The following is a 19,028-nucleotide window of genomic DNA, read 5'->3' as shown; positions in this document are numbered from 1 at the left end:
TGAATTGAGGAGACAGCAATGAATAGCGGTCGTATCATTCAGATCATCGGCGCGGTAATCGACGTCGAGTTTGAACGCAACAGCGTTCCTAAGATCTATGACGCTCTCCATGTTGATGGTACTGAAACTACTTTAGAAGTTCAGCAACAACTTGGTGATGGCGTAGTTCGTACTATTGCAATGGGTTCTACTGAAGGCCTTAAGCGTGGTTTGAACGTAGTTAACACTGGTGCGCCAATCTCTGTACCTGTAGGTACAGCATGTTTGGGTCGTATCATGGACGTTCTTGGTCGCCCAATCGACGAAGCTGGTCCTGTTGCGACTGAAGCACGTTTGCCGATTCACCGCGCAGCACCTTCTTATGCTGAACAAGCGGCTTCTACTGACCTTTTAGAAACTGGTATTAAAGTCATCGACTTACTTTGCCCGTTTGCTAAAGGTGGTAAAGTTGGTCTGTTCGGTGGTGCCGGTGTTGGTAAAACTGTAAACATGATGGAATTGATCAACAACATCGCGAAAGCTCACTCAGGTTTATCTGTGTTTGCTGGTGTTGGTGAACGTACTCGTGAAGGTAATGACTTCTATCACGAAATGAAAGATTCTAACGTTCTAGACAAAGTAGCAATGGTCTACGGTCAGATGAATGAGCCACCGGGTAACCGTTTACGCGTAGCGTTGACTGGTTTGACCATGGCTGAATACTTCCGTGACGAGAAAGATGAAAACGGTAAAGGCCGTGACGTATTGTTGTTCGTTGACAACATTTACCGTTACACATTGGCTGGTACCGAAGTGTCTGCACTTCTAGGTCGTATGCCATCTGCAGTAGGTTACCAACCAACTCTTGCAGAAGAGATGGGTGTTCTTCAAGAACGTATTACATCGACTAAGTCTGGTTCTATTACGTCAATCCAAGCGGTATACGTACCTGCCGATGACTTGACAGATCCATCGCCTGCTACAACGTTTGCTCACTTAGATGCGACTGTTGTATTGAGCCGTGACATCGCATCTTCTGGTATTTATCCAGCGATCGATCCACTAGACTCAACTTCACGTCAGTTAGATCCACTAGTAGTGGGTGCTGAGCATTACGAAATTGCTCGTTCAGTTCAAAACGTTCTTCAACGTTATAAAGAATTGAAAGACATTATCGCAATTCTTGGTATGGATGAGCTTGCTGAAGAAGATAAATTGGTTGTTTACCGTGCGCGTAAAATCCAACGTTTCTTCTCTCAACCGTTCCACGTAGCTGAAGTATTTACTGGCGCGCCTGGTAAATTAGTATCTCTTAAAGAAACGATTCGTGGCTTTAAAGGTCTTCTAGCTGGTGAATACGATCACATTCCAGAACAAGCGTTCTATATGGTTGGTGGTATTGACGAAGTTATTGCTAAAGCCGAGAAACTTTAATTAGCGACTCTAATTTAGGAGATTCTCATGGCGACTATGCAATGTGATGTTGTAAGTGTAAACGAGTCTTTGTACTCGGGCACTGTAACGATGCTAATTGCGAAAGGTGCTGGCGGTGAGTTAGGTATTATGCCTGGCCATGCTCCGTTGGTAACTTTGCTTCAACCGGGCGCAATCCGCGTTCTGTTGGAAAACGGTACAGAAGAATTAATCTATGTATCGGGTGGTGTTCTAGAAGTTCAACCGCATGTCATCACGGTTCTTGCAGATACTGCAGTTCGTGCTGAAAACTTAGATGAAGCTGCAATTCTTGAAGCGCGTAAACACGCTGAAACTTTGCTTGCAAATCAAAAGAGCGATTTGGACGCTGCTGCTGCTTTGGCTGCTCTTGCAGAAACTGCTGCACAGCTGGAAACGATCCGCAAAATCAAAAACCGCGCAATGTAATTGCTGGTTCGAGATTGAAAAAACCACCCGAAAGGGTGGTTTTTTTATGCCCAATTTTTTTGGAAGTTAGCTCCTTCCGAATTTGGTTTAATCGTAGGCTTCTTAATATTGATGGTTAGTGGGATAGGAAAGTCATTTCCGATAATCACAGCTTCACCAGGTTGTAAACTTGGTAAAAAGTCTGATGCAGCTTTATCAATTTCACCACATGCTCGCTCTACAATTTCACGATCTCGATCGTTAGTCAGTCGATGGACAATTAAAGTTCCGAGCTGACTTAAAACACCTTCGGTAATATCTCGAGGTCGTTGAGTCGCTAAACAAATATTTAAACCAAATTTACGTCCTTCTTTTGCGATAAGTTCAAAAGCATCGAGTTTGGCTAGGGTATCTTCACTACCAATCGTTTTTCCAATGAAGTTATGTGCTTCGTCGAGAAAAATAACTACTGGTTTTTTTTGAAAAACTCTTTTGCGAGACTCATTTAATAAGGCACGTCCAATACAATTTGCAATAATTTCACGAGCCTTATATTCGAAGGGAATACCACTTAGATCGATGCGCAAAAGTTTGTGATTTACATTTGTAGATGATGAGAATCCTTTGATCTTTTCTATTAATGAAATATTTTTAGCCGTTGGATGGAAAAGTGTATTAAATGGCGGTGAATTAATAATTGTTGTAATTCGACTTATTAAAGAAAGGCAATTAGCAAAAGATTGACCATCATGATTGCCCCATCTTGTAATATCTTTAATTGGTTTTTTTTCAACCCAATTGGTCGCATCTGGAAAAATACACTCTTGTTCAATCTGAATAGATAGATAGTTTAAATTGAAACTTAAGGTCGGATCATCAAGATTATGATTTCTATATAAATTATTGAAGTCACCTTTAGCTTGATCAGTCTTTAAAATATATTCAGATGTATATAGATCATTTCTTATTCTTGCTAACTTTAAACTTTTTATCGCTTCTCGAAATTTAGGGCCTTGGACTTTTCCTGATGGTTCAAATAGTGCAAGAAAGTCAGTTTCTAAGAAACATTCCGGGGGAAGGTAGCATTCTGTAGTTTTATTAGCAGGATTGATCGGATTGCCAAGATGTAAGTGAAATACGCCTTTTTGATTAAAGTCTTTGTATTCACCAGTTGCATCCAAAAGAATAATTCTAGGATGATGTTTAAGGCATTCTTCCAAAATTTTAGCCGTTGTATAACTCTTACCTCCACCTGTTGAACCTAAAATTCCTAAATGACGACCAAAAAGTTTTTCAGGAGTAACTTTTATTGAGCAATCTTGATCGAGATCAATAGAACCAATTTCAAGTTCAATTTTAGGTGCATTGGTGTTCATCCTGCGAGGGATATCAGCTATAAAATTATGAGGTGCGGAATAGACTAAATCATTAATATTGGGATAATAATCTATACCAGCCGTCACTTTTAGATTATCCATTTGGATTGATCCAAGTAGCTGGATACGACCAACGATTTCTAGATTTGATAACTCAAGATCATCTTTTTTAATTTCAACAATACGTCCAAGAATCAAATTAACTTGGCTTTCAATAATAACAAATTCACCAACTTCTCCTTTTCCGTATCGTCTTCCTTCAAAATACGTAGCTTGATGATTTATATTTATAAATTCAAATTGAACGGAGTTTGCTGAAATTGCATTAACTTTTCCAAATAAAAGCTCAGAACGAACAATTCCTACATTTTCTAAATTATTCATTTAGTACCTCCATGAATAACTTGATAAAGGTTTTCTGCAGGACTTAGAGCTTTTAAATCTGGAATATTGATAGCAAAATTCTCGAAATCCGCTTCAATAAATAAAATATCTAATCCTTTATCTGCTAGTGCTTTAAATTTTTTCCAATACGGTGAAAAGCTCTCAAGATCTTTAAATTTTCTCTCGACTGATCTATCTACAATAATTAGTTTTAAATGAGGATTAGATTGTAAGGCCGCATAAATGGGTTCGGATAAGTGGTCATCATTAAAGCCAAAGCCCGTAGTAATCAAACATGTGTTTGGTTCTCGAATACCTTGCAAAAATTTTGCGATAAGTTCTAGATGGGGTTGAATGTATGACTGTTGATATTTACCTTTTGCTGGAAAAATCATACACACATTCTTAGCATCGTCAGATTCTTTTTGCTCAATAAAAAAATTACCATCGGTTTCTTTTCTTTTAAACCAATTAACTGAACCGTGTAATTTATACATGTGGAATACACCATCTAAATATTTAGGTGTATTTGATGTATTCATAGAATCACGCTTAATGATGTCATAATCAAAAAATTGAGGACTATAAATTCTAGGTGCAGAAAAGGTGAATCCGTCTATTATTGTAATTCCGAGCTTTCCAGCAGCTTCTTCAAAGCATGTATCATAGTTTGTGGTAAAAAGTTTAATTCTATTATCTTTACTTTTTCGTCTAGCAAGTTTTTTTATAAACTCAATATGTGCAAATAGATCAGCTGAGGGTTTATCAAATTTACACTTATCTAAAATAATTTCTTTTGATTTGATTAAAAAGTTTTCTAATTCAGTGGATTGTTTAATTTGTTGATATGCTTCGCAGTATGACAGAAATTCTTCAATATTTTTATTGTTAGGATTGGTGAGGTCATATTCGATCTGAGCAATGATTTTGTCTGCATCAAGTTTCCTAGATGGATCTTCGATACAAAATCTCCATAAGTCAGACATGCTAGGACCTTTTACTTTACCTAGTGAAGTCCCACTGCCAGCTAATACCATAATATTTGGCATTTGAAGTGCTGTTTTAAGCTTTGTTTTGAGATCAATTAAGTCATTGGCTTGTTGCTCATCATCATCTTTTTCGTTAGGCAACCATTTCGAAATAGGGATAGGTCTGTAAAATTTAATAGTCATAAATGATATTATTTAAAAGTATTTGTTTTTATTATAATTTCTTTAAATTAAAAAAATAGTCATATACTAGATTTAATCGAAAACTCCCCCCATTCCTTATAATCGTCACCTTAAAAATTTCATCAAAACTGTTTGACCTATTTTCCTAAACTAAAATTCTAATTTTTGTTGTCTTTGAAGAAAGCCTCTCTGAGCTGACCTAACAGCAGACGGTTCACTCTGTCGTTTTGCATCTTAATCATTTGCTTTAATTTTTCAGCTTTTGGTGCATCTGCAGGGATAAAAATGTCTTCTTTAGACTGGTCAGCATATGAAACAGGTTGAGGATTTGCTGTGACCAAATTGGATGAAGCGGGGTGTTCAACATGCCAAAGCTGAGTTGAAAGAGCCTTAATGTATTTGTATTCATCTGTATTTGGGTGAAAATGTTTATATAGTTGTAAATCTTGCGATGCTTCTGAACGATTACGTGTTGCAGTTGAGGATGGGTCTTGCCATTCGGCAACAATCGGGTGAATCTCATGTTGCGTTAAATAATAGTAAAGCCAGTCACCAAGTAGGCTGTGGTCAATATTTGCAACAAAATCGCTGTCTTGCTGGACTAATTGTTGTAATTGTTGTAATACGCTAATTTCTTGTTGTTGCAGCGCGTAACGTGCTGCAGTATCCAGTTGCTCAAACTCTTCAATGGGCAGATCTAGAAAATGTTGTTGCTGTTCAAAAGCCTCAACAATATTGCTTTGATAGATATTATTCCATTGTTGTAAAGCATGAATTTCAAGCTGTTGAATTTCTTTAAATACCTTGCTTCGATAGTGACTGAGCTTAAGCCGCTGAATATTTTGCTGGTTGAATTCAATACGTTGCTTTATGTATTCAACATAAGCAGCTGTTTGCTTTGGATTGACCGGTTGAATGACATCAACCAATAACAATTGCTGTTGTTGAGTGTGTTTGAGCCAGTCCTGAATCAGTTGAACATCTTTTACTTGTTTAGAAAAAAACTGGTTTAAGCGTGGTGTGGCTTTTTCAGGCATGCTGAAATGCAACACGCCATATGCCATGATTGCTAAACAGACCACCCCAAGAACAATTTTTTTCATTATATAAAATGTTTTTTCTGCGTTTTAATCTGCACATTTTATAGTAAAAACGAGAAGTGGTTACTGTTTTTTTATAAAAGCATCAATTATTTATAGCTAAAATAGAAAACTTTCCATTTCCTGTAATTTTTAGCTTAAATATTTCAGTAAGCTTTCATTCCAGCATAGGTCTTTATTTTATAGAAATAAGCCTACTAGTTTCATCGTAATCTAAAGTGTTATTCCATCAAATGATGCTGTGACTTATGCTTATAAAAAATTTTTGAAGATAAATTGATGAGTATGAAAATAATCGAATTAGAACCCCATTTTTGGGAGCTCTATCAAGAGAGTGAACAGTTATATTTAGGAATTGCGATTGATGTCAGTTCTGTGGTGTCGTGTTGGTATCTGGTATTGACTCAAATAGAAATAGAGGCTTATCGAAATTTCGGTCGCAAAAGTATTGATCAACTGGCGAAAAAATTGGTGAATGAGGTCTTTCATGGCAATTTTTCTAATCTTGAAAATCGTCCTGCATCAGCAGCAGAAAAACAGGCCATGCAAGTCACGTTTAAAAGCTGGCGTGACAGTCAAAAATAGTTTGGTTTTAAGTTTCGATTAAATGAACCGAAAATTCTTCATTGGCCATAATCTTCACCTTAAAAATTTCATCAAAACCTTCATCTAAACTTGGTACTTCAAGCTTTCTGTAGACTGCTCGAACAACGACTTTAGGAATATGGGGTTTTAGGGGTATGTTGATTATTTTGTTCTCAAGTACTGTTTAAATTAGCTTCAAAAATAAGCTTTTCACGATGCCGCGTTTTTAGCATATCCAGATTAATTCGCAAATGACTATGATGCACATTTAGTAAATAAAAAGAAGATTTACCTGAAGCCTGAATCCCGGTAAAAATAATCAGTTGCATGAAAAAATCTGCGGCTTGTAAAGAGAATCTTGAGTAAATCATGTAATGAGAGATATGGCGACATTTACCGTGAATAACCAGATTTTAAATGATCTAGTTTTAGTTGTTTTTAATTCCTGACAATTTGACCTGAACAATTCAAGGATGCTGAATTGGTCTAAATCGGTTTAAGCATTAGCTTTCCTGATCTGCTTCATTCTGATCTGCTTCATCCTGACCTTGTGGAATCATCATCCCTGCCAATTTGATCATTTCCATTTGGATGCTACCCATCTGTTTTTCAATTTTCTTGAAATCGACCTGAGTCAAATCGACGTCACCCTTTAAAAAGGGTGTAGCAAGGACTTGCTGATTGGCTTGCATGATATTTTGACGAATTGAATCAATTTCTTGACTTTTCAGGTTCAGGGCAGTCAGTGCCTGATTAAATCCAGTCAATTGTTGTTGCAGGGTTTTGGCAGTGGCTTGTAACTGTTGTTGATCTTTATCATTGATTGCAGTTTCTAAATCAGTTTGAGTTTGCTTTAGCTGCTCAACATAATCACCGGTTTTCAGCTGCATGTCTGCAACATCACGCACGATATAAAACATGTTGCCGCTTTTCAGTTCAGCCTTAGATATTTCTGTTGAATCTTTTGCTGATTCTGAAACCTGTGCAGATACTTCGCTTGATTGAGAAGTTTGGTCTTCCGTTGAATCAGGAGAGTTGGCTTGCTCGCAACCAATCAACAAAATGCCCGCACTAAACATCACAAAAGGAGAAACCACATTTTGGATGAATTTTTTCATAACCAATTCATATCTTTACTTTAATCCTGCCTAATATAAGGGGGGAATGTGTAGAAAAAAATGATTGTTGCAAAGCGATAACAAATTTATTTTCAGGTATTAAAAAAGAGTACCGAAGTACTCTTTTTTCACCGAGATTGTTGGGATTAGCCAGCAATGATTTTGATAATGTTATGATTCATGACATTGGTTAAAACGTAATCGCCATTCACTTTAATCCATTGCTGGTTTCTAGCCGGGTTACTCAATTTTTTAAATTTTTTGTGGTCTACTTTATAGCTTTGGCTTTGGTATTGACTTGGTACTTTTTGCCCTACTCTCCAGTCATGTGACGGATTCACCGCTTTTTTATGTACAGCATTATGGTGTTGCTGAACAGGTGTTTTATGGTGACTTTGAGTATGCTGTTGATTGTATTTCTGGTTATGTTGCTGCGGATGATGATCTTGTGGTGCAGCCATTACAGGTGCAGCAACCAAAGCAGTAGAGAATGATAAAACAATTGCTTTGACTAGAGTATTCATACTTCACCTTGTCTATATGGCGGTTGGTTGATGAGTCCATCCTATGCCTAAGTTATTGATAGATAGTGAACGTAGTGTTATTGAATAATTAAAATAAAGGATGAAATATGAAGTAGGGAAGGTAGATTTTCATTAATTTAAATTATTGTTTTTAATTTGAAAAAGTAAGCATCTACATTATGTGTAGATGCTTATATGACTTTTACGGATTACTTGGCAAGTTCTGCATTCACGGCATCAACAATGCGTGCATCATCTGCAGTAATATCCGGTGCGAAACGCGCCACCACTTCACCCTCTTTATTCACTAGGAATTTTTCAAAGTTCCACAGCACTTCAGGTTTAGGATTTGGGGTTAAACCATAATCAACCAGATCTTTCCACCACGGACCTTCACCAATACGTTCTGGAATGGCTTGAGTCAAGGTTTGATAAAGCGGGTGCTTATCTTCACCGGCAACCGAAATTTTAGAAAATAGCGGAAAATCCACTTGGTAATTGAGTGAACAGAATTCCTGAATTTCTTCGTCAGAACCCGGTTCCTGAGCCAAGAAATTGTTAGCCGGAAAACCTAAAATCTCAAGTCCTTGGTCTTTCTTTTCCTTATACAGTTTTTCCAAACCTTCATATTGTGGGGTAAGACCACACTTTGATGCAGTATTTACAATGAGCAAAACTTTGCCTTGATATTGGTTCAGTGTGATGTCATTGCCTTGAATGGTTTTGACCGGAATGTCATAAACGGATCGGCTCATTCTGTTGTCCTTAAATGCTTGAGATGATTACTGTTTTGTTTTAACGGTTATTGCATCTCAGGACAAGCATTTATTGCTATTTGTGAGTAAATCTTATTCTGGATAGAAAATTAAAAACAGGCCTAAAGACCTGTTTTTACAGATTAACCTTAAGTTATGTAGCGCTCTTGGCTTTGGCTTGTAAAGCCTGCATTTCAGTGACCAATTCTTTTTGCAACTCAATGGCCCGGTTTTGTAATTCAGTGATTTTTTGGGTATCAGGTGTATTGGCAATACTCGCTTCAGAGAGTTGTATACCAATATTATTGGATTCTTTGATTTTTTCACGGAGCTTATCAATTTCTGAACTTTTCAGGCTTAACGCGTCGAGGTCCTGATTAAAGCGTGCAATGTAGGTTTTCATTTCCGCAACAATTGAATTTAAAGAGGCTTTATCATTTTTTTGTGCAGCTTGATTGGCCTTTTCTTGCAAGGCTGCTGCTTCTTTGGCTCGACTGTTGGAGAGTATTTGAATTTGGTTTAAATCATTTTTAATATCTGCGGCATTGTTTGAGCTTAAGGTTGTGCTTGCAGGTTGAGTTCGAGCAGGGGAAGTTACCGCTGGGCTAGACGATGACGATGCAGGTGTTTCATTTGGTTTTTTCTCACACGCCGTTATTGCCATGGCAGCAAAACACAGTGAAGCCAATAATCGTTTTTTCATAACGTATCCTCACAGGTTTGATGCAATCATTAAACCTGATTGTATATTGATTCCAATTTTAAAATACGGCACAGATTAAGTTGAGTACGGTTATTAAAGTGGCATATTTTTCTGCATACTGACTATGGTTTTTTTGTTGGGTTCTCTACCATAAATTGCAAAAAAGGTAATTTAAAGTCGTATAAATATTAGATATCACGCAGTTGAGCAGGGGTTTGTTCGGTATAGCGTTTAAAGAACTCAATAAAGCTGGAACTGTGCTGATAACCCAGTTCATAGGCCAATTTTTTCACGGTTTTACCTTGGCGAATTTGCGTGATCGCATATAAAATTTTTGCTCGATTACGCCATTCGGATAAGCTCAATTGTAATTCCTGCTGGCTTAAACGCAGTAAATGCCGTTCGCTAATGGATGAGTTACTCAGCAGTTGCTGCAAGCTTTTGTAGAATAGCTGTGGATTGGCGAGTTGCTCTAATAAGGGCTTGAGTAAAACATGACTGGTTTGTGGTAAATAATGCTCATAAGCCGGTGCAGTTTTCAGTTGATCGAATAACACCTGTAATAAATGCTGATAATGTAGCGTAGTTATGTCTTGCTGTTTTTGTTCCAGGATTTCATACACCAGATGCCGAAGAAAGGGGCGAATACTTAAAGTTTTACTACAAGAGGCAAAATATTCACATAGTGAAGGATGCACTCGAATACAGACATAATGAGTGATTTGTTCATCTAGTGCGATAGAGGTATGTGCGGTTTGTGGGGGCAGCCAGAGACCATAATTGGGTGGCGACAGATAAATTTGTCCATCAATTTCATATTCCAGAATACCGTTCAAACTAAAATTGAAATCGCCCCATAAGGAACTGTGTGGCGCGACAATTTCATCCTTTTGATAAAAGAAATCATCCACTTCTATATAGCATTCAATATGATCCAGCATGTGAAAACCTTTTTCCTGGTTCTTTGATATCTCTGCATCCATTTTTAGATAGCATGAATTTTACTTACACAGCAGTAAAGCGATCTATCTGTGTCTGTAGCTCAATATTGATGTCTGGAATCCGGTATTCTAATTATTTCAGACTTCGGTAAAAATGCATACTGGATATTCAGGTACAGGAAAGGACATGACACAGCAAAACAAAACCGTCTGGTGGGCACTTGCTTTGCCATTATTGGCGGTTTTAATCTGGTCCATGAATATTACGGTGACACGTTATGTAGCAGACTATATTTCTCCTGTCAGTATCAGTTTTTATCGTTGGCTCGTCGCTTTTCTTGTATTAACGCCTTTTATGTTGGGCAAAGTCTGGCATGAACGTCAGGTGGTTATGCAGCACTGGAAACAGCTTGCTGTGCTGGGTGCCTTTGGCATGGTGCTGTATCAAGGTCTGGGTTATACGGCGGCACATTATACGACGGCGACCAATATGGGCATTATTAATGCTTTTATTCCCGTATTTACCATCTTTGTTTCCATGCTCATGCTTAAAGATATTCCCAACCGTTTTGCCGTGGTGGGCAGCATTTTATCTTTTGCCGGTTTGCTCTATGTGATGGCACAAGGGAAGCTGCCTAATCTGGTGGAGTCAGGCGGGCATCTGGGCGACGTCATGATGGTACTGGCAGTCTTTTTTTATGCTTTTTATGGTGTGTTCCTAAAAAAATGGCAACTGCAAATTCCCTTGATGATTAGTTTGTATGTGCAGATTGTTTTTGCCCTGCTTTACCATTTACCATTTGTTTTATATTTAGGACTGGATCCTATTGATCAATACAATGTTGGTAGTGTTGTCTACGCCGGTATTTTCCCATCCTTGATTGCACCCTTGGTGTGGATGCTTGCAGTACAGATGATTGGACCGAATCGAACCAGTATTTTCATGAACCTCATGCCGGTCTGTACCGCAGTTATTGCCAATCTGTGGTTGGCTGAAGCCTGGACGATTTATCACAGTACTGGTGGTGTGGTGATTTTACTGGGAATTTTATTGGCCCAAAAGAAAGTGGCAGCAGTAGAAACGGCAAAGTCGAATACTTAAGCTGAAAAATAGATGAAAAAAACAACAAATGCATTTGTTGTTTTACTTGTTTTTAATTGAGAATGGATATGAGCAACTGCTTTAATTATCGTTTTAAACGATTTTTTAGAAAAAAGATGATTAAAAAATAGTAATATAATTTAAATTGATAAGAAAATCTGCTGAATTTTTTTATAGGTTTTAACTGGATTCTAAGATAAATAATATATTTGTCTAAAAACATAATTTATTAGATAATATTTATATCGTAAATGTTTAAGTTCTTCTTAAGAATATTTAAACTTTTGCAGCCAAATTCACAAACCCTCTGGATGTGATTTATGCACATCCTTTTTATGCTCAGCCGTCCCTATATGGTTGAGCTTTTTTTTGCCTGAAAATTAGTACTGGTCAATCCAGTCATCAAAATGATCCGCTTTAAGCGCGGATTACTTCACCTGTTTCGGCATCAATAATACGGCTCGGTTCTTGGCTAAGCCCCAAATCACCATTTAGATAATTGATTTGAGTTGAGAAATACTGATTGGCCTCTTGCAGTGAGTGAGCAGGTGTGCCACCGGCAGGATTGGCACTGGTCGATACAATAAAACCATTAAATGCATTGCATAGTGCCACACATAAAGGATGAGTGGTGACACGCACCGCCACTTTAGGATGGTTGCCCTTAATCCATTTCGGAATATGATCACCTGCAGGCAGTAGCCAGGTGGTTGCCCGTTCAGTGGGTGAGCGATGACTCCAGGAATCTATCACTTTCTGACGCATTTCTGCAGTGAGAGGTTCTAACAGAGGCTCAACTTGTGCGATCTGGGCTGCCAATAAAATTACCCCTTTTTCAATCGGGCGTTGCTTTAAGCGTAAAATTTCCAGGAAAGCCTGTTCATTAAAAGGATCACAGCCTAAGCCCCAAACTGCCTCTGTAGGGTATGCTAAAACCTGTCCTTGTTTTAAACATTGAGCAGCTTCGGCAACAGAGGTGGTAATCATTGGATATTATCCCTTCAAATATATTTAAGAGAGATATTGTGAACCTTATTTGCTTGGACGACAACGTAGATACAAACCAGCTTGCTGCATACATAAGCCAATTAGCTCTAATTCCATCAATTGGCTGGTCACTGTGCCGATATCAGATTGTTGCCTAGCAATAATCTCATCTATATTTTGCCCCACCCAATCCAGTTGGTTATACAGTGGCGTTAAGTGAGGCGGTAATGCAGTAGGTGCTTCGGTTGGTACTTGAAAGCTATCCGATTTTGACTGTTCAATCTGCTGTTGATTTTGCCATTGGGTCGGAAGTGCCAAGTCTTCAATCACCTGTTCAGGATGATCAACCAAAATAGCACCTTCACGAATCAGTTGATGGCAACCTTGATGATGCTCGCTATAAATATGACCAGGAATAGCAAAAATTAATTTGCCTTGTTCAGCTGCCCATTTTGCCGTAATCAAAGAACCACTTTTCAGTGCGGCTTCTGCAACAATGACACCTAGGCTTAAACCGCTGACAAGGCGATTGCGCCGTGGAAAATGCTGCTGTAAAGGCGGGGTTCCTGGCAAAAATTCAGTCACCACTGTACCTGACTGGGTAATGATCTGCTGTCGCAGCTGCTGGTGATGGGTCGGGTAGGTTTGATCCAATCCGGTGCCCATCACGGCAATGGTTCGACTGTAACGTAAAGCTCCTTGATGTGCGGCTTCATCAATCCCTTCCGCTAAACCACTAATAACGTAAAAGCCCTGATCACTCAGATAATAGGCAAAATCATAAGCTACCTGACGTCCATGGCTACTCGGTTTACGACTGCCGACAATCGCAATCTGAGGCTGCAAGAGTGCTTTAGCATCACCTTGACCAAATAGAATAGGCGGTTTATCTGCATAGGGCAGCAGTTGGGTGGGGTAGTCCGGATAGTCGTGAGTGAGAATAAAGTCGCTATGTTTTTGAATTAGAGCAATGCAGTGCTGAAATTGCAGCTGAGATTCAGCAAGATGAAAATCTCGCAGACGCTGAATATGGTTTTTGTGAATGCCGAGCTTTTGCCATGTTTCAATTTGATTGGGCTGCATTGCCTCGGCCAGATGGGTATAGTGTTTACTGATTTTATAAAAACTGGTCAGAGAGTGTTGCACCAGAAACCATAAACGAATGTAATCCAGCTGCAAAGAGCTTAATGAGTTGAGCATAATGAGACCTTTAAATATGTCTTCTTTTTATTGTTTAAAAAATTTATTGTTTAAAAAATAAAGTGAGGCTGAATCTCAGCCTCATGTCCAGATTGAGATTTAGGAATTATTCATCCATCAATGGTGGTTGAATGCCAGCACCGACTTTAATCGGTAATTCGCTATCCAGAACATAAGCATAGCTTAAGTTTTCAAAGTTTTTGAATACCATGATGTGGCCAATCTGTTGTCCAGGTAATTGAACACGTTCTTTGGTTTTCGGGTCGGTGACGACTTCACCTTTCTGGTTCACTGTGAGCACATGTCCAACCTGAATACCTTGCAGGCTACCCCGGTCAATGGTTACTACACTATGTTTTGCCGCTGTGCCGATGGAACCCATCACGCGAACAACTTGGCCTCCCGCCACCACATCTTCGGCATTGGTTGGATAGAACAAGGTAGGTAACATCGGATCATATTCAGGAAGAACGCGATCACCACGACGAACTTCAGCGTTATAAGTGTCTGTCAGTTCAAGGGTGGTAATATCATTTTCACCGCGAACAGCAATGCCTGATGCGACTTGAATTAACTCAAGACCGGCATTGTACTTTTTGCCATGGGAATCGCTAAACATGTACGGTTCGCCTTCACGGTAAACAGCATAGCGTTGACCGACTTCCAGGCCATTTCCGCGTGCATAAACGGTTTGGCCTTTGGCAGCAAGAACGCGTTGATCTGCTGTTCCCAAAATGTATGGTGTACCTGTAATAGATTCTGGTGCCACAATGGTGCTACGTTCCAGCCAGTGTTTAATGTATTCCAGAGGAATCACTGGAATAGCATTGTTTAAAGATTCAACCCGAACTTGAGGTTGCAGTTTTGTGCCGGTGCCACCGGTATAGCGACGGATAATCCCTTCACAGCCATCACCCTCATCTTTACCAATAATCGGTTTACCATTATAGGTACACATCAGCAAGCGGTCGCCCGGGAAAATCCAGTGTGGATTTTTCACGTGTTTATTGCTGGCCCAGATTTCAGGCCAGCGCACAGGATTTTTCAAAAATCTTTTGGAAATATCCCATAAAGTATCACCTTTTTTCACCACATAAACTTGTGGGGCACCGGCTTTTAATGCAGGTGGGTTTATATTTCGAGCGGGTGCCGCTTCAGTAACACTGACAACGCCGACCCCAACACTTACACAAACGGCAAGTGCCAATAATTGTTTTTTAAACCCCAAGGCACTAAAAGTTGGCATGCCCTTCAAAACCTTTTTCATTATCATAATTCCTAAAATTATGTATGTAGTTGCGTTATAATAACGATATTACACACATTTTTTTGATGAAGCATTCCTTCATTTTGTTTTTTGATCAATGGCATAAGTGAGGACACCGTATGGCCTTATTACCTATTTTAAGTTTCCCGGATCCCCGTCTTCGTACCATTGCTAAACCAGTCGAAGAAGTCACTGATGAAATTCGTCAGCTTGCAGCAGATATGCTTGAAACTATGTATGAAGCGCCTGGTATTGGCTTGGCTGCAACACAGGTGGACTACCATATTCAGCTGATTGTCATGGATTTATCTGAAAATAAAGATCAACCCATGGTATTTATTAACCCCAAAGTTACCCCGTTAACTGAAGAAACTCAGCCCTATGAAGAAGGCTGTCTATCAGTGCCTCAAATATACGATAAAGTTGAGCGTCCGTCACGTGTAAAAATCGAGGCAATTAACCTTGAAGGTCAATCATTTGAGATGGAAGCAGACGAGCTTCTCGCTGTTTGTATTCAACATGAAATGGATCACTTAAATGGCAAGTTATTTGTCGATTATTTATCGCCATTAAAGCGTCAACGTGCACGTGAAAAAGTCGAAAAAACTGTTCGTCAACGCCAGAAAGAGAAAGTTGCGGTAAAACGTTAAGCCCAAATTGGTAAATAAAATGAAAATTGACAAAGTCTAATTTTGATTGGGCTTTGTTATACTTGAGTTAGACAGATTTTAAGGTTTGCCGGTGCTTTTACGTAGTGGTCTGCTACTCTCTTGTGTAGCAGTATTTTTACAAATTGCTGTTTTTTTACAGCCTTTGCTGCCGCAACAATATCAGATTGCGCCGGTCTGTGAAACCATTACGCGTGCATTATTAGTCAGCTCTCGCTCCCTTCATCAAACTACTTTTTCTGAACATTCCCATCATCAGGTCAATCAAGATACTCAACTGCATGATTCGCATGCAGGGCATGATCATGATTCCAATCATCAATGTCAGTACTGTACCGTCTACGGTCATTTGGTTTTGCCACCTGAATTGGAAGTTAAAGAAGTTTTAGATCGGATCCAAATTCGTTTATTGACATTCCAGAAGACATTTAGTCATGTCTGGTTTATTTTACAGCGACTCTTTCTTCTACCCCAAGGGCGCGCCCCACCACTATTTACATAAATCGAAAGTATTTTTCGGGTCTTAATTGACTTAAGCCTTTGTGCTGCTTCAACCGCAGCTCATATTTATGTATCAGTGAGATTGAAAATGGCTCAGCCAAAATTCTTTTTACAGCCGCTTGCAGCTGCGATTTGTGTTGCTTGTTATTCAGCTTCCGTATTTGCTCAAGAGCAAACGCCAATCATCCAGACGTTAGCGCCCATTGTTGCAACTGCACATCAGGGCAATGATGCCAATGGTCTGATTGTGCGTGCAGATCCTAAGCAGCCAAATCAACCGATTCCAGCCAGTGATGGTGCTGATTATCTACAAAGTATTGTAGGTTTTAGTTCGGTTAATAGTGGGGCTGGAACCAATGGGGATGTAACCTTCCGCGGTATGTTTGGTTCACGGATTAAAATTTTAGCCGATGGCACGGAAAATTTGGGTGCCTGTCCAAGCCGGATGGATTCACCAACCTCCTATATTTCACCGGAAAGTTATGATCAGATCTCGGTAATTAAAGGCCCGCAAACGGTTCAGTATGCCAATACCGGCTCTGCTGCAACGGTTATTTTCGAACGTACTCCGGAACAGTTTGATGCAGATAATCACTATCGTGGTCAGGCCAGTGTCTTGATGGGTTCCTTTGGACGTCTTGATCATAATGTCGAAGTCGCAGCCGGCGATGCGCAGAAATATATCCGGCTGAATACCAACCGTTCGGTATCGAATAGCTATCAAGATGGTGATGGTACGACTGTGCCTTCAGATTGGGAGCGCTGGAATGCGGATCTGGCTTTGGGATGGACACCGGATGCAGATACCTGGGTAGAGCTGACCGGGGGCAAGGCGGATGGTGAAGCTGTGTATGCCGGCCGTGCAATGGATGGTTCCAAGTTTGCCCGTGAAAGTCTGGGTTTGCGTGTTGAAAAGAGAAATGTTACCGATGTGATCAAGAAAATTGAAGCGCAGGTGAACTACAATTTTAATGATCATGTCATGGATAACTATAGTCTGCGCGAATTCAATCCTGGCGGTATGATGAGTATGCCCATGGCCACCAATGTGGCGCGTAAAACATTGAATGCTCGTATGGCGATGACCAATGAATGGGATAGGCTACAGCTGATTACCGGTGTCGATAGCCAGAATAATCAACATACCAAACGTAACGGAAATTTGATGACACCGTATCAAAGTAAGCCCCGTACTAAAGATATGGAATTCCAGTCGATTGGTGGTTTCGGTGAGCTGAGTTATCAGGTCAGTGATAATAATAAGCTGGTTTCTGGTCTGCGTCTGGATCAGGTCAAAGTAGAAGCAGTCGAGTCAAACCAGGAGCGTAAAGAGACTTTACCAAGCACTTTCTTGCGTTTTGAAAATCATCATCCAGATCATGATGATGGCAAGACCTATATTGGACTTGGTTATGTCGAACGTATGCCGGATTACTGGGAGCTGTTTAGCCCAAAATCAGGTAATGGTGACCCAAATGCCTTTCAGAGTATGGATACTGAAAAAACTTTACAGCTTGATATTGGGTACCAGCATGAACATGGTAATTTTAGTTCATGGGCATCTGTATATGCTGGCGTGATCAATGATTACATCCTCACGACTTACTTGCCAACAGGCAATATGGGAATGTTAGAGGCACATAGCCGAAATGTAGATGCGACAATAGCCGGTGCAGAAGTCGGAATCGGATATCAGTTTACTGATGCGATTCAAGCTGACGTGAGTGCGATGTATGCCTGGGGTGAAAACACCACTGATAATACGCCGTTGCCACAGATTTCACCTTTAGAGGCTCGGGTGAATTTACGTTATATCCAGGATAACTATACTTTAGGTGCTTACTGGCGTTTGGTTGATGGCCAAAACCGGATTAGTGAGGGTGAAGGAAACATCGTCGGTTATGATCTTAAGAAAAGTGCAGGCTTTGGCACGCTGTCTTTAAACGGGACATACCACCTGCAGCAGAATGTTGATCTATCCGTTGGTATCGATAATGTTCTAGATCGCAGCTATACGGAACATCTAAATAAAATGGGCAGTTCAGGCTTTGGCTTTGCACAAGATGAGCAGTTTAATAACATTGGACGTAATTATTGGGCACGCTTGAGTATGAAATTTTAAAATGCGATTAAACATCTAAAGATAGATTAAAAGCCACTACTGAATAAGGAGTGGCTTTTTTATGGCTGTTTACCTCTATCTGAGTTTATTGGTAAAAAGATTAGGCTGTGGAGTCGGCTAGCCCGAATATGAAATTGTATGTTTAAACAACGCATTGTTGGTTGAATAGTCAATAAATGAGTATGTGGTGATCAATTGTTGTGGTTAATTATTATTTTTAATATATAAAACAATTAGTTATTATGTGTTTTTATTGTATCGAGTGTTTTTAGGTAACATAATGAAAAAATATAATAAAAAATTATTTATATAAAATAGGTACTTATATTTTTTGTAGTTTTAAAAATAAACATCCGATAAAAAATCTTTTCAAGAAGTGTTGCAGCTGCCCTGAAATACTGTAGAATGCACATCCATCGGCGGTGATGTTGATTAAAACTTGTTGAGAAACAAGGATTTAACCTAAAGGGTGAGATCTGGAAGTCTTGAAGAAGTTAAAAATTAATGAACAAAACCTGTTGACTATTCTTGTAAAGAGAGTAGTATAGCCGACCTAGCTTGCTGGTGACGAATCAGCAAGAAGATCATTAAGAGATTATGAAGAACAACTTGTGTGGATTTTTACCGGTTGATCGATCGAAATTATTTTCATTGATTGATGGTAGAAATGACTCGAAGTTTATT

The 19,028-nt window shown here is 39.4% G+C and carries 18 protein-coding genes and 1 pseudogene; 7 read left to right on the top strand and 12 right to left on the bottom strand.

Annotated elements, in window-relative coordinates; all coding sequences use genetic code 11:
* Positions 1–18: 18 nt before the first annotated feature.
* Together atpD and ACKI4H_RS00090 are read left to right on the top strand one after the other, a co-directional pair.
* Positions 19–1,413, top strand: coding sequence for a F0F1 ATP synthase subunit beta (atpD, locus tag ACKI4H_RS00095; protein WP_131217717.1), 1,395 nt, complete (start codon positions 19–21; stop codon positions 1,411–1,413).
* A gap of 27 nt (positions 1,414–1,440) precedes the next feature.
* Positions 1,441–1,860, top strand: coding sequence for a F0F1 ATP synthase subunit epsilon (locus tag ACKI4H_RS00090; RefSeq protein WP_407303059.1), 420 nt, complete (start codon positions 1,441–1,443; stop codon positions 1,858–1,860).
* Positions 1,861–1,904: 44 nt separating this feature from the next.
* Here the strand turns inward: ACKI4H_RS00090 and ACKI4H_RS00085 are convergent, their stop codons facing one another.
* The 3 genes from ACKI4H_RS00085 to ACKI4H_RS00075 form a co-directional block, all read right to left on the bottom strand.
* A complete protein-coding gene (locus ACKI4H_RS00085) occupies positions 1,905–3,599 on the bottom strand; it encodes an ATP-binding protein (RefSeq protein WP_407303058.1) in 1,695 nt (564 codons plus the stop codon).
* Positions 3,596–4,771, bottom strand: coding sequence for an SIR2 family protein (locus ACKI4H_RS00080; protein WP_407303057.1), 1,176 nt, complete (start codon positions 4,769–4,771; stop codon positions 3,596–3,598). The genes ACKI4H_RS00085 and ACKI4H_RS00080 overlap by 4 nt, the downstream gene beginning before the upstream one ends.
* 158 nt (positions 4,772–4,929) lie before the next feature.
* Positions 4,930–5,874 (bottom strand): hypothetical protein, encoded by a 945-nt coding sequence (locus ACKI4H_RS00075; protein ID WP_407303056.1) that lies wholly within the window; start codon positions 5,872–5,874, stop codon positions 4,930–4,932.
* Positions 5,875–6,150: 276 nt separating this feature from the next.
* Between ACKI4H_RS00075 and ACKI4H_RS00070 the strand changes: the two genes are divergently transcribed.
* Complete coding sequence (locus ACKI4H_RS00070) at positions 6,151–6,456, top strand: hypothetical protein (protein WP_407303054.1); 306 nt, start codon at positions 6,151–6,153, stop codon at positions 6,454–6,456.
* A gap of 7 nt (positions 6,457–6,463) precedes the next feature.
* Here ACKI4H_RS00070 and ACKI4H_RS00065 read toward each other — a convergent pair.
* From ACKI4H_RS00065 to ACKI4H_RS00040, 6 genes and pseudogenes are all read right to left on the bottom strand, one after another.
* A pseudogene (locus ACKI4H_RS00065) lies at positions 6,464–6,785 on the bottom strand (ATP-binding protein).
* Positions 6,786–6,959: 174 nt separating this feature from the next.
* A complete protein-coding gene (locus ACKI4H_RS00060) occupies positions 6,960–7,574 on the bottom strand; it encodes a hypothetical protein (RefSeq protein WP_407303053.1) in 615 nt (204 codons plus the stop codon).
* 146 nt (positions 7,575–7,720) lie between these two features.
* The gene (locus ACKI4H_RS00055; RefSeq protein ID WP_407303052.1) at positions 7,721–8,098 is read right to left on the bottom strand and encodes an RcnB family protein; all 378 of its coding nucleotides are present in this window, start codon (positions 8,096–8,098) and stop codon (positions 7,721–7,723) included.
* A gap of 209 nt (positions 8,099–8,307) precedes the next feature.
* Complete coding sequence (locus tag ACKI4H_RS00050) at positions 8,308–8,853, bottom strand: glutathione peroxidase (RefSeq protein ID WP_407303050.1); 546 nt, start codon at positions 8,851–8,853, stop codon at positions 8,308–8,310.
* A gap of 154 nt (positions 8,854–9,007) precedes the next feature.
* The gene (locus ACKI4H_RS00045) at positions 9,008–9,556 is read right to left on the bottom strand and encodes a hypothetical protein (RefSeq protein ID WP_407303049.1); all 549 of its coding nucleotides are present in this window, start codon (positions 9,554–9,556) and stop codon (positions 9,008–9,010) included.
* Between the two features lie 188 nt (positions 9,557–9,744).
* Positions 9,745–10,497 carry an AraC family transcriptional regulator gene (locus ACKI4H_RS00040; RefSeq protein WP_407303048.1) on the bottom strand — a complete coding sequence of 251 codons (753 nt, stop codon included), beginning with the start codon at positions 10,495–10,497 and terminating at the stop codon, positions 9,745–9,747.
* 187 nt (positions 10,498–10,684) lie between these two features.
* Between ACKI4H_RS00040 and ACKI4H_RS00035 the strand changes: the two genes are divergently transcribed.
* Complete coding sequence (locus ACKI4H_RS00035) at positions 10,685–11,599, top strand: DMT family transporter (protein ID WP_407303047.1); 915 nt, start codon at positions 10,685–10,687, stop codon at positions 11,597–11,599.
* 417 nt (positions 11,600–12,016) lie between these two features.
* On the opposite strand, the gene ACKI4H_RS00030 is transcribed toward ACKI4H_RS00035, so the two are convergent.
* The 3 genes from ACKI4H_RS00030 to ACKI4H_RS00020 all read right to left on the bottom strand — a co-directional run bounded on the left by ACKI4H_RS00030 (position 12,017) and on the right by ACKI4H_RS00020 (position 15,053).
* Positions 12,017–12,586 (bottom strand): L-threonylcarbamoyladenylate synthase, encoded by a 570-nt coding sequence (locus ACKI4H_RS00030; protein WP_407303045.1) that lies wholly within the window; start codon positions 12,584–12,586, stop codon positions 12,017–12,019.
* 45 nt (positions 12,587–12,631) lie between these two features.
* Positions 12,632–13,786: a DNA-processing protein DprA gene (dprA, locus tag ACKI4H_RS00025; RefSeq protein WP_407303044.1), complete on the bottom strand. Its 1,155-nt coding sequence runs from the start codon at positions 13,784–13,786 to the stop codon at positions 12,632–12,634.
* A 106-nt stretch (positions 13,787–13,892) separates the two neighbouring features.
* A complete protein-coding gene (locus ACKI4H_RS00020; RefSeq protein ID WP_407303043.1) occupies positions 13,893–15,053 on the bottom strand; it encodes a LysM peptidoglycan-binding domain-containing protein in 1,161 nt (386 codons plus the stop codon).
* A 119-nt stretch (positions 15,054–15,172) separates the two neighbouring features.
* Between ACKI4H_RS00020 and def the strand changes: the two genes are divergently transcribed.
* The 3 genes from def (at position 15,173) to ACKI4H_RS00005 (ending at position 18,344) form a co-directional block, all read left to right on the top strand.
* On the top strand, positions 15,173–15,703 hold the full coding sequence (def, locus tag ACKI4H_RS00015) for a peptide deformylase (RefSeq protein ID WP_407303042.1): 531 nt from the start codon (positions 15,173–15,175) through the stop codon (positions 15,701–15,703).
* A gap of 91 nt (positions 15,704–15,794) precedes the next feature.
* The gene (locus ACKI4H_RS00010; RefSeq protein ID WP_407303041.1) at positions 15,795–16,223 is read left to right on the top strand and encodes a DUF2946 family protein; all 429 of its coding nucleotides are present in this window, start codon (positions 15,795–15,797) and stop codon (positions 16,221–16,223) included.
* An 87-nt stretch (positions 16,224–16,310) separates the two neighbouring features.
* Positions 16,311–18,344: a TonB-dependent copper receptor gene (locus ACKI4H_RS00005; RefSeq protein ID WP_407303039.1), complete on the top strand. Its 2,034-nt coding sequence runs from the start codon at positions 16,311–16,313 to the stop codon at positions 18,342–18,344.
* The last annotated feature ends 684 nt before the right edge of the window (positions 18,345–19,028 follow it).

This window comes from Acinetobacter sp., from assembly GCF_045628685.1.
Classification (GTDB): Bacteria; Pseudomonadota; Gammaproteobacteria; order Pseudomonadales; family Moraxellaceae; genus Acinetobacter.
The sequence above is the reverse complement of the archived record's forward strand: the minus strand, read 5'-3'. Positions and strand labels throughout refer to the sequence as shown.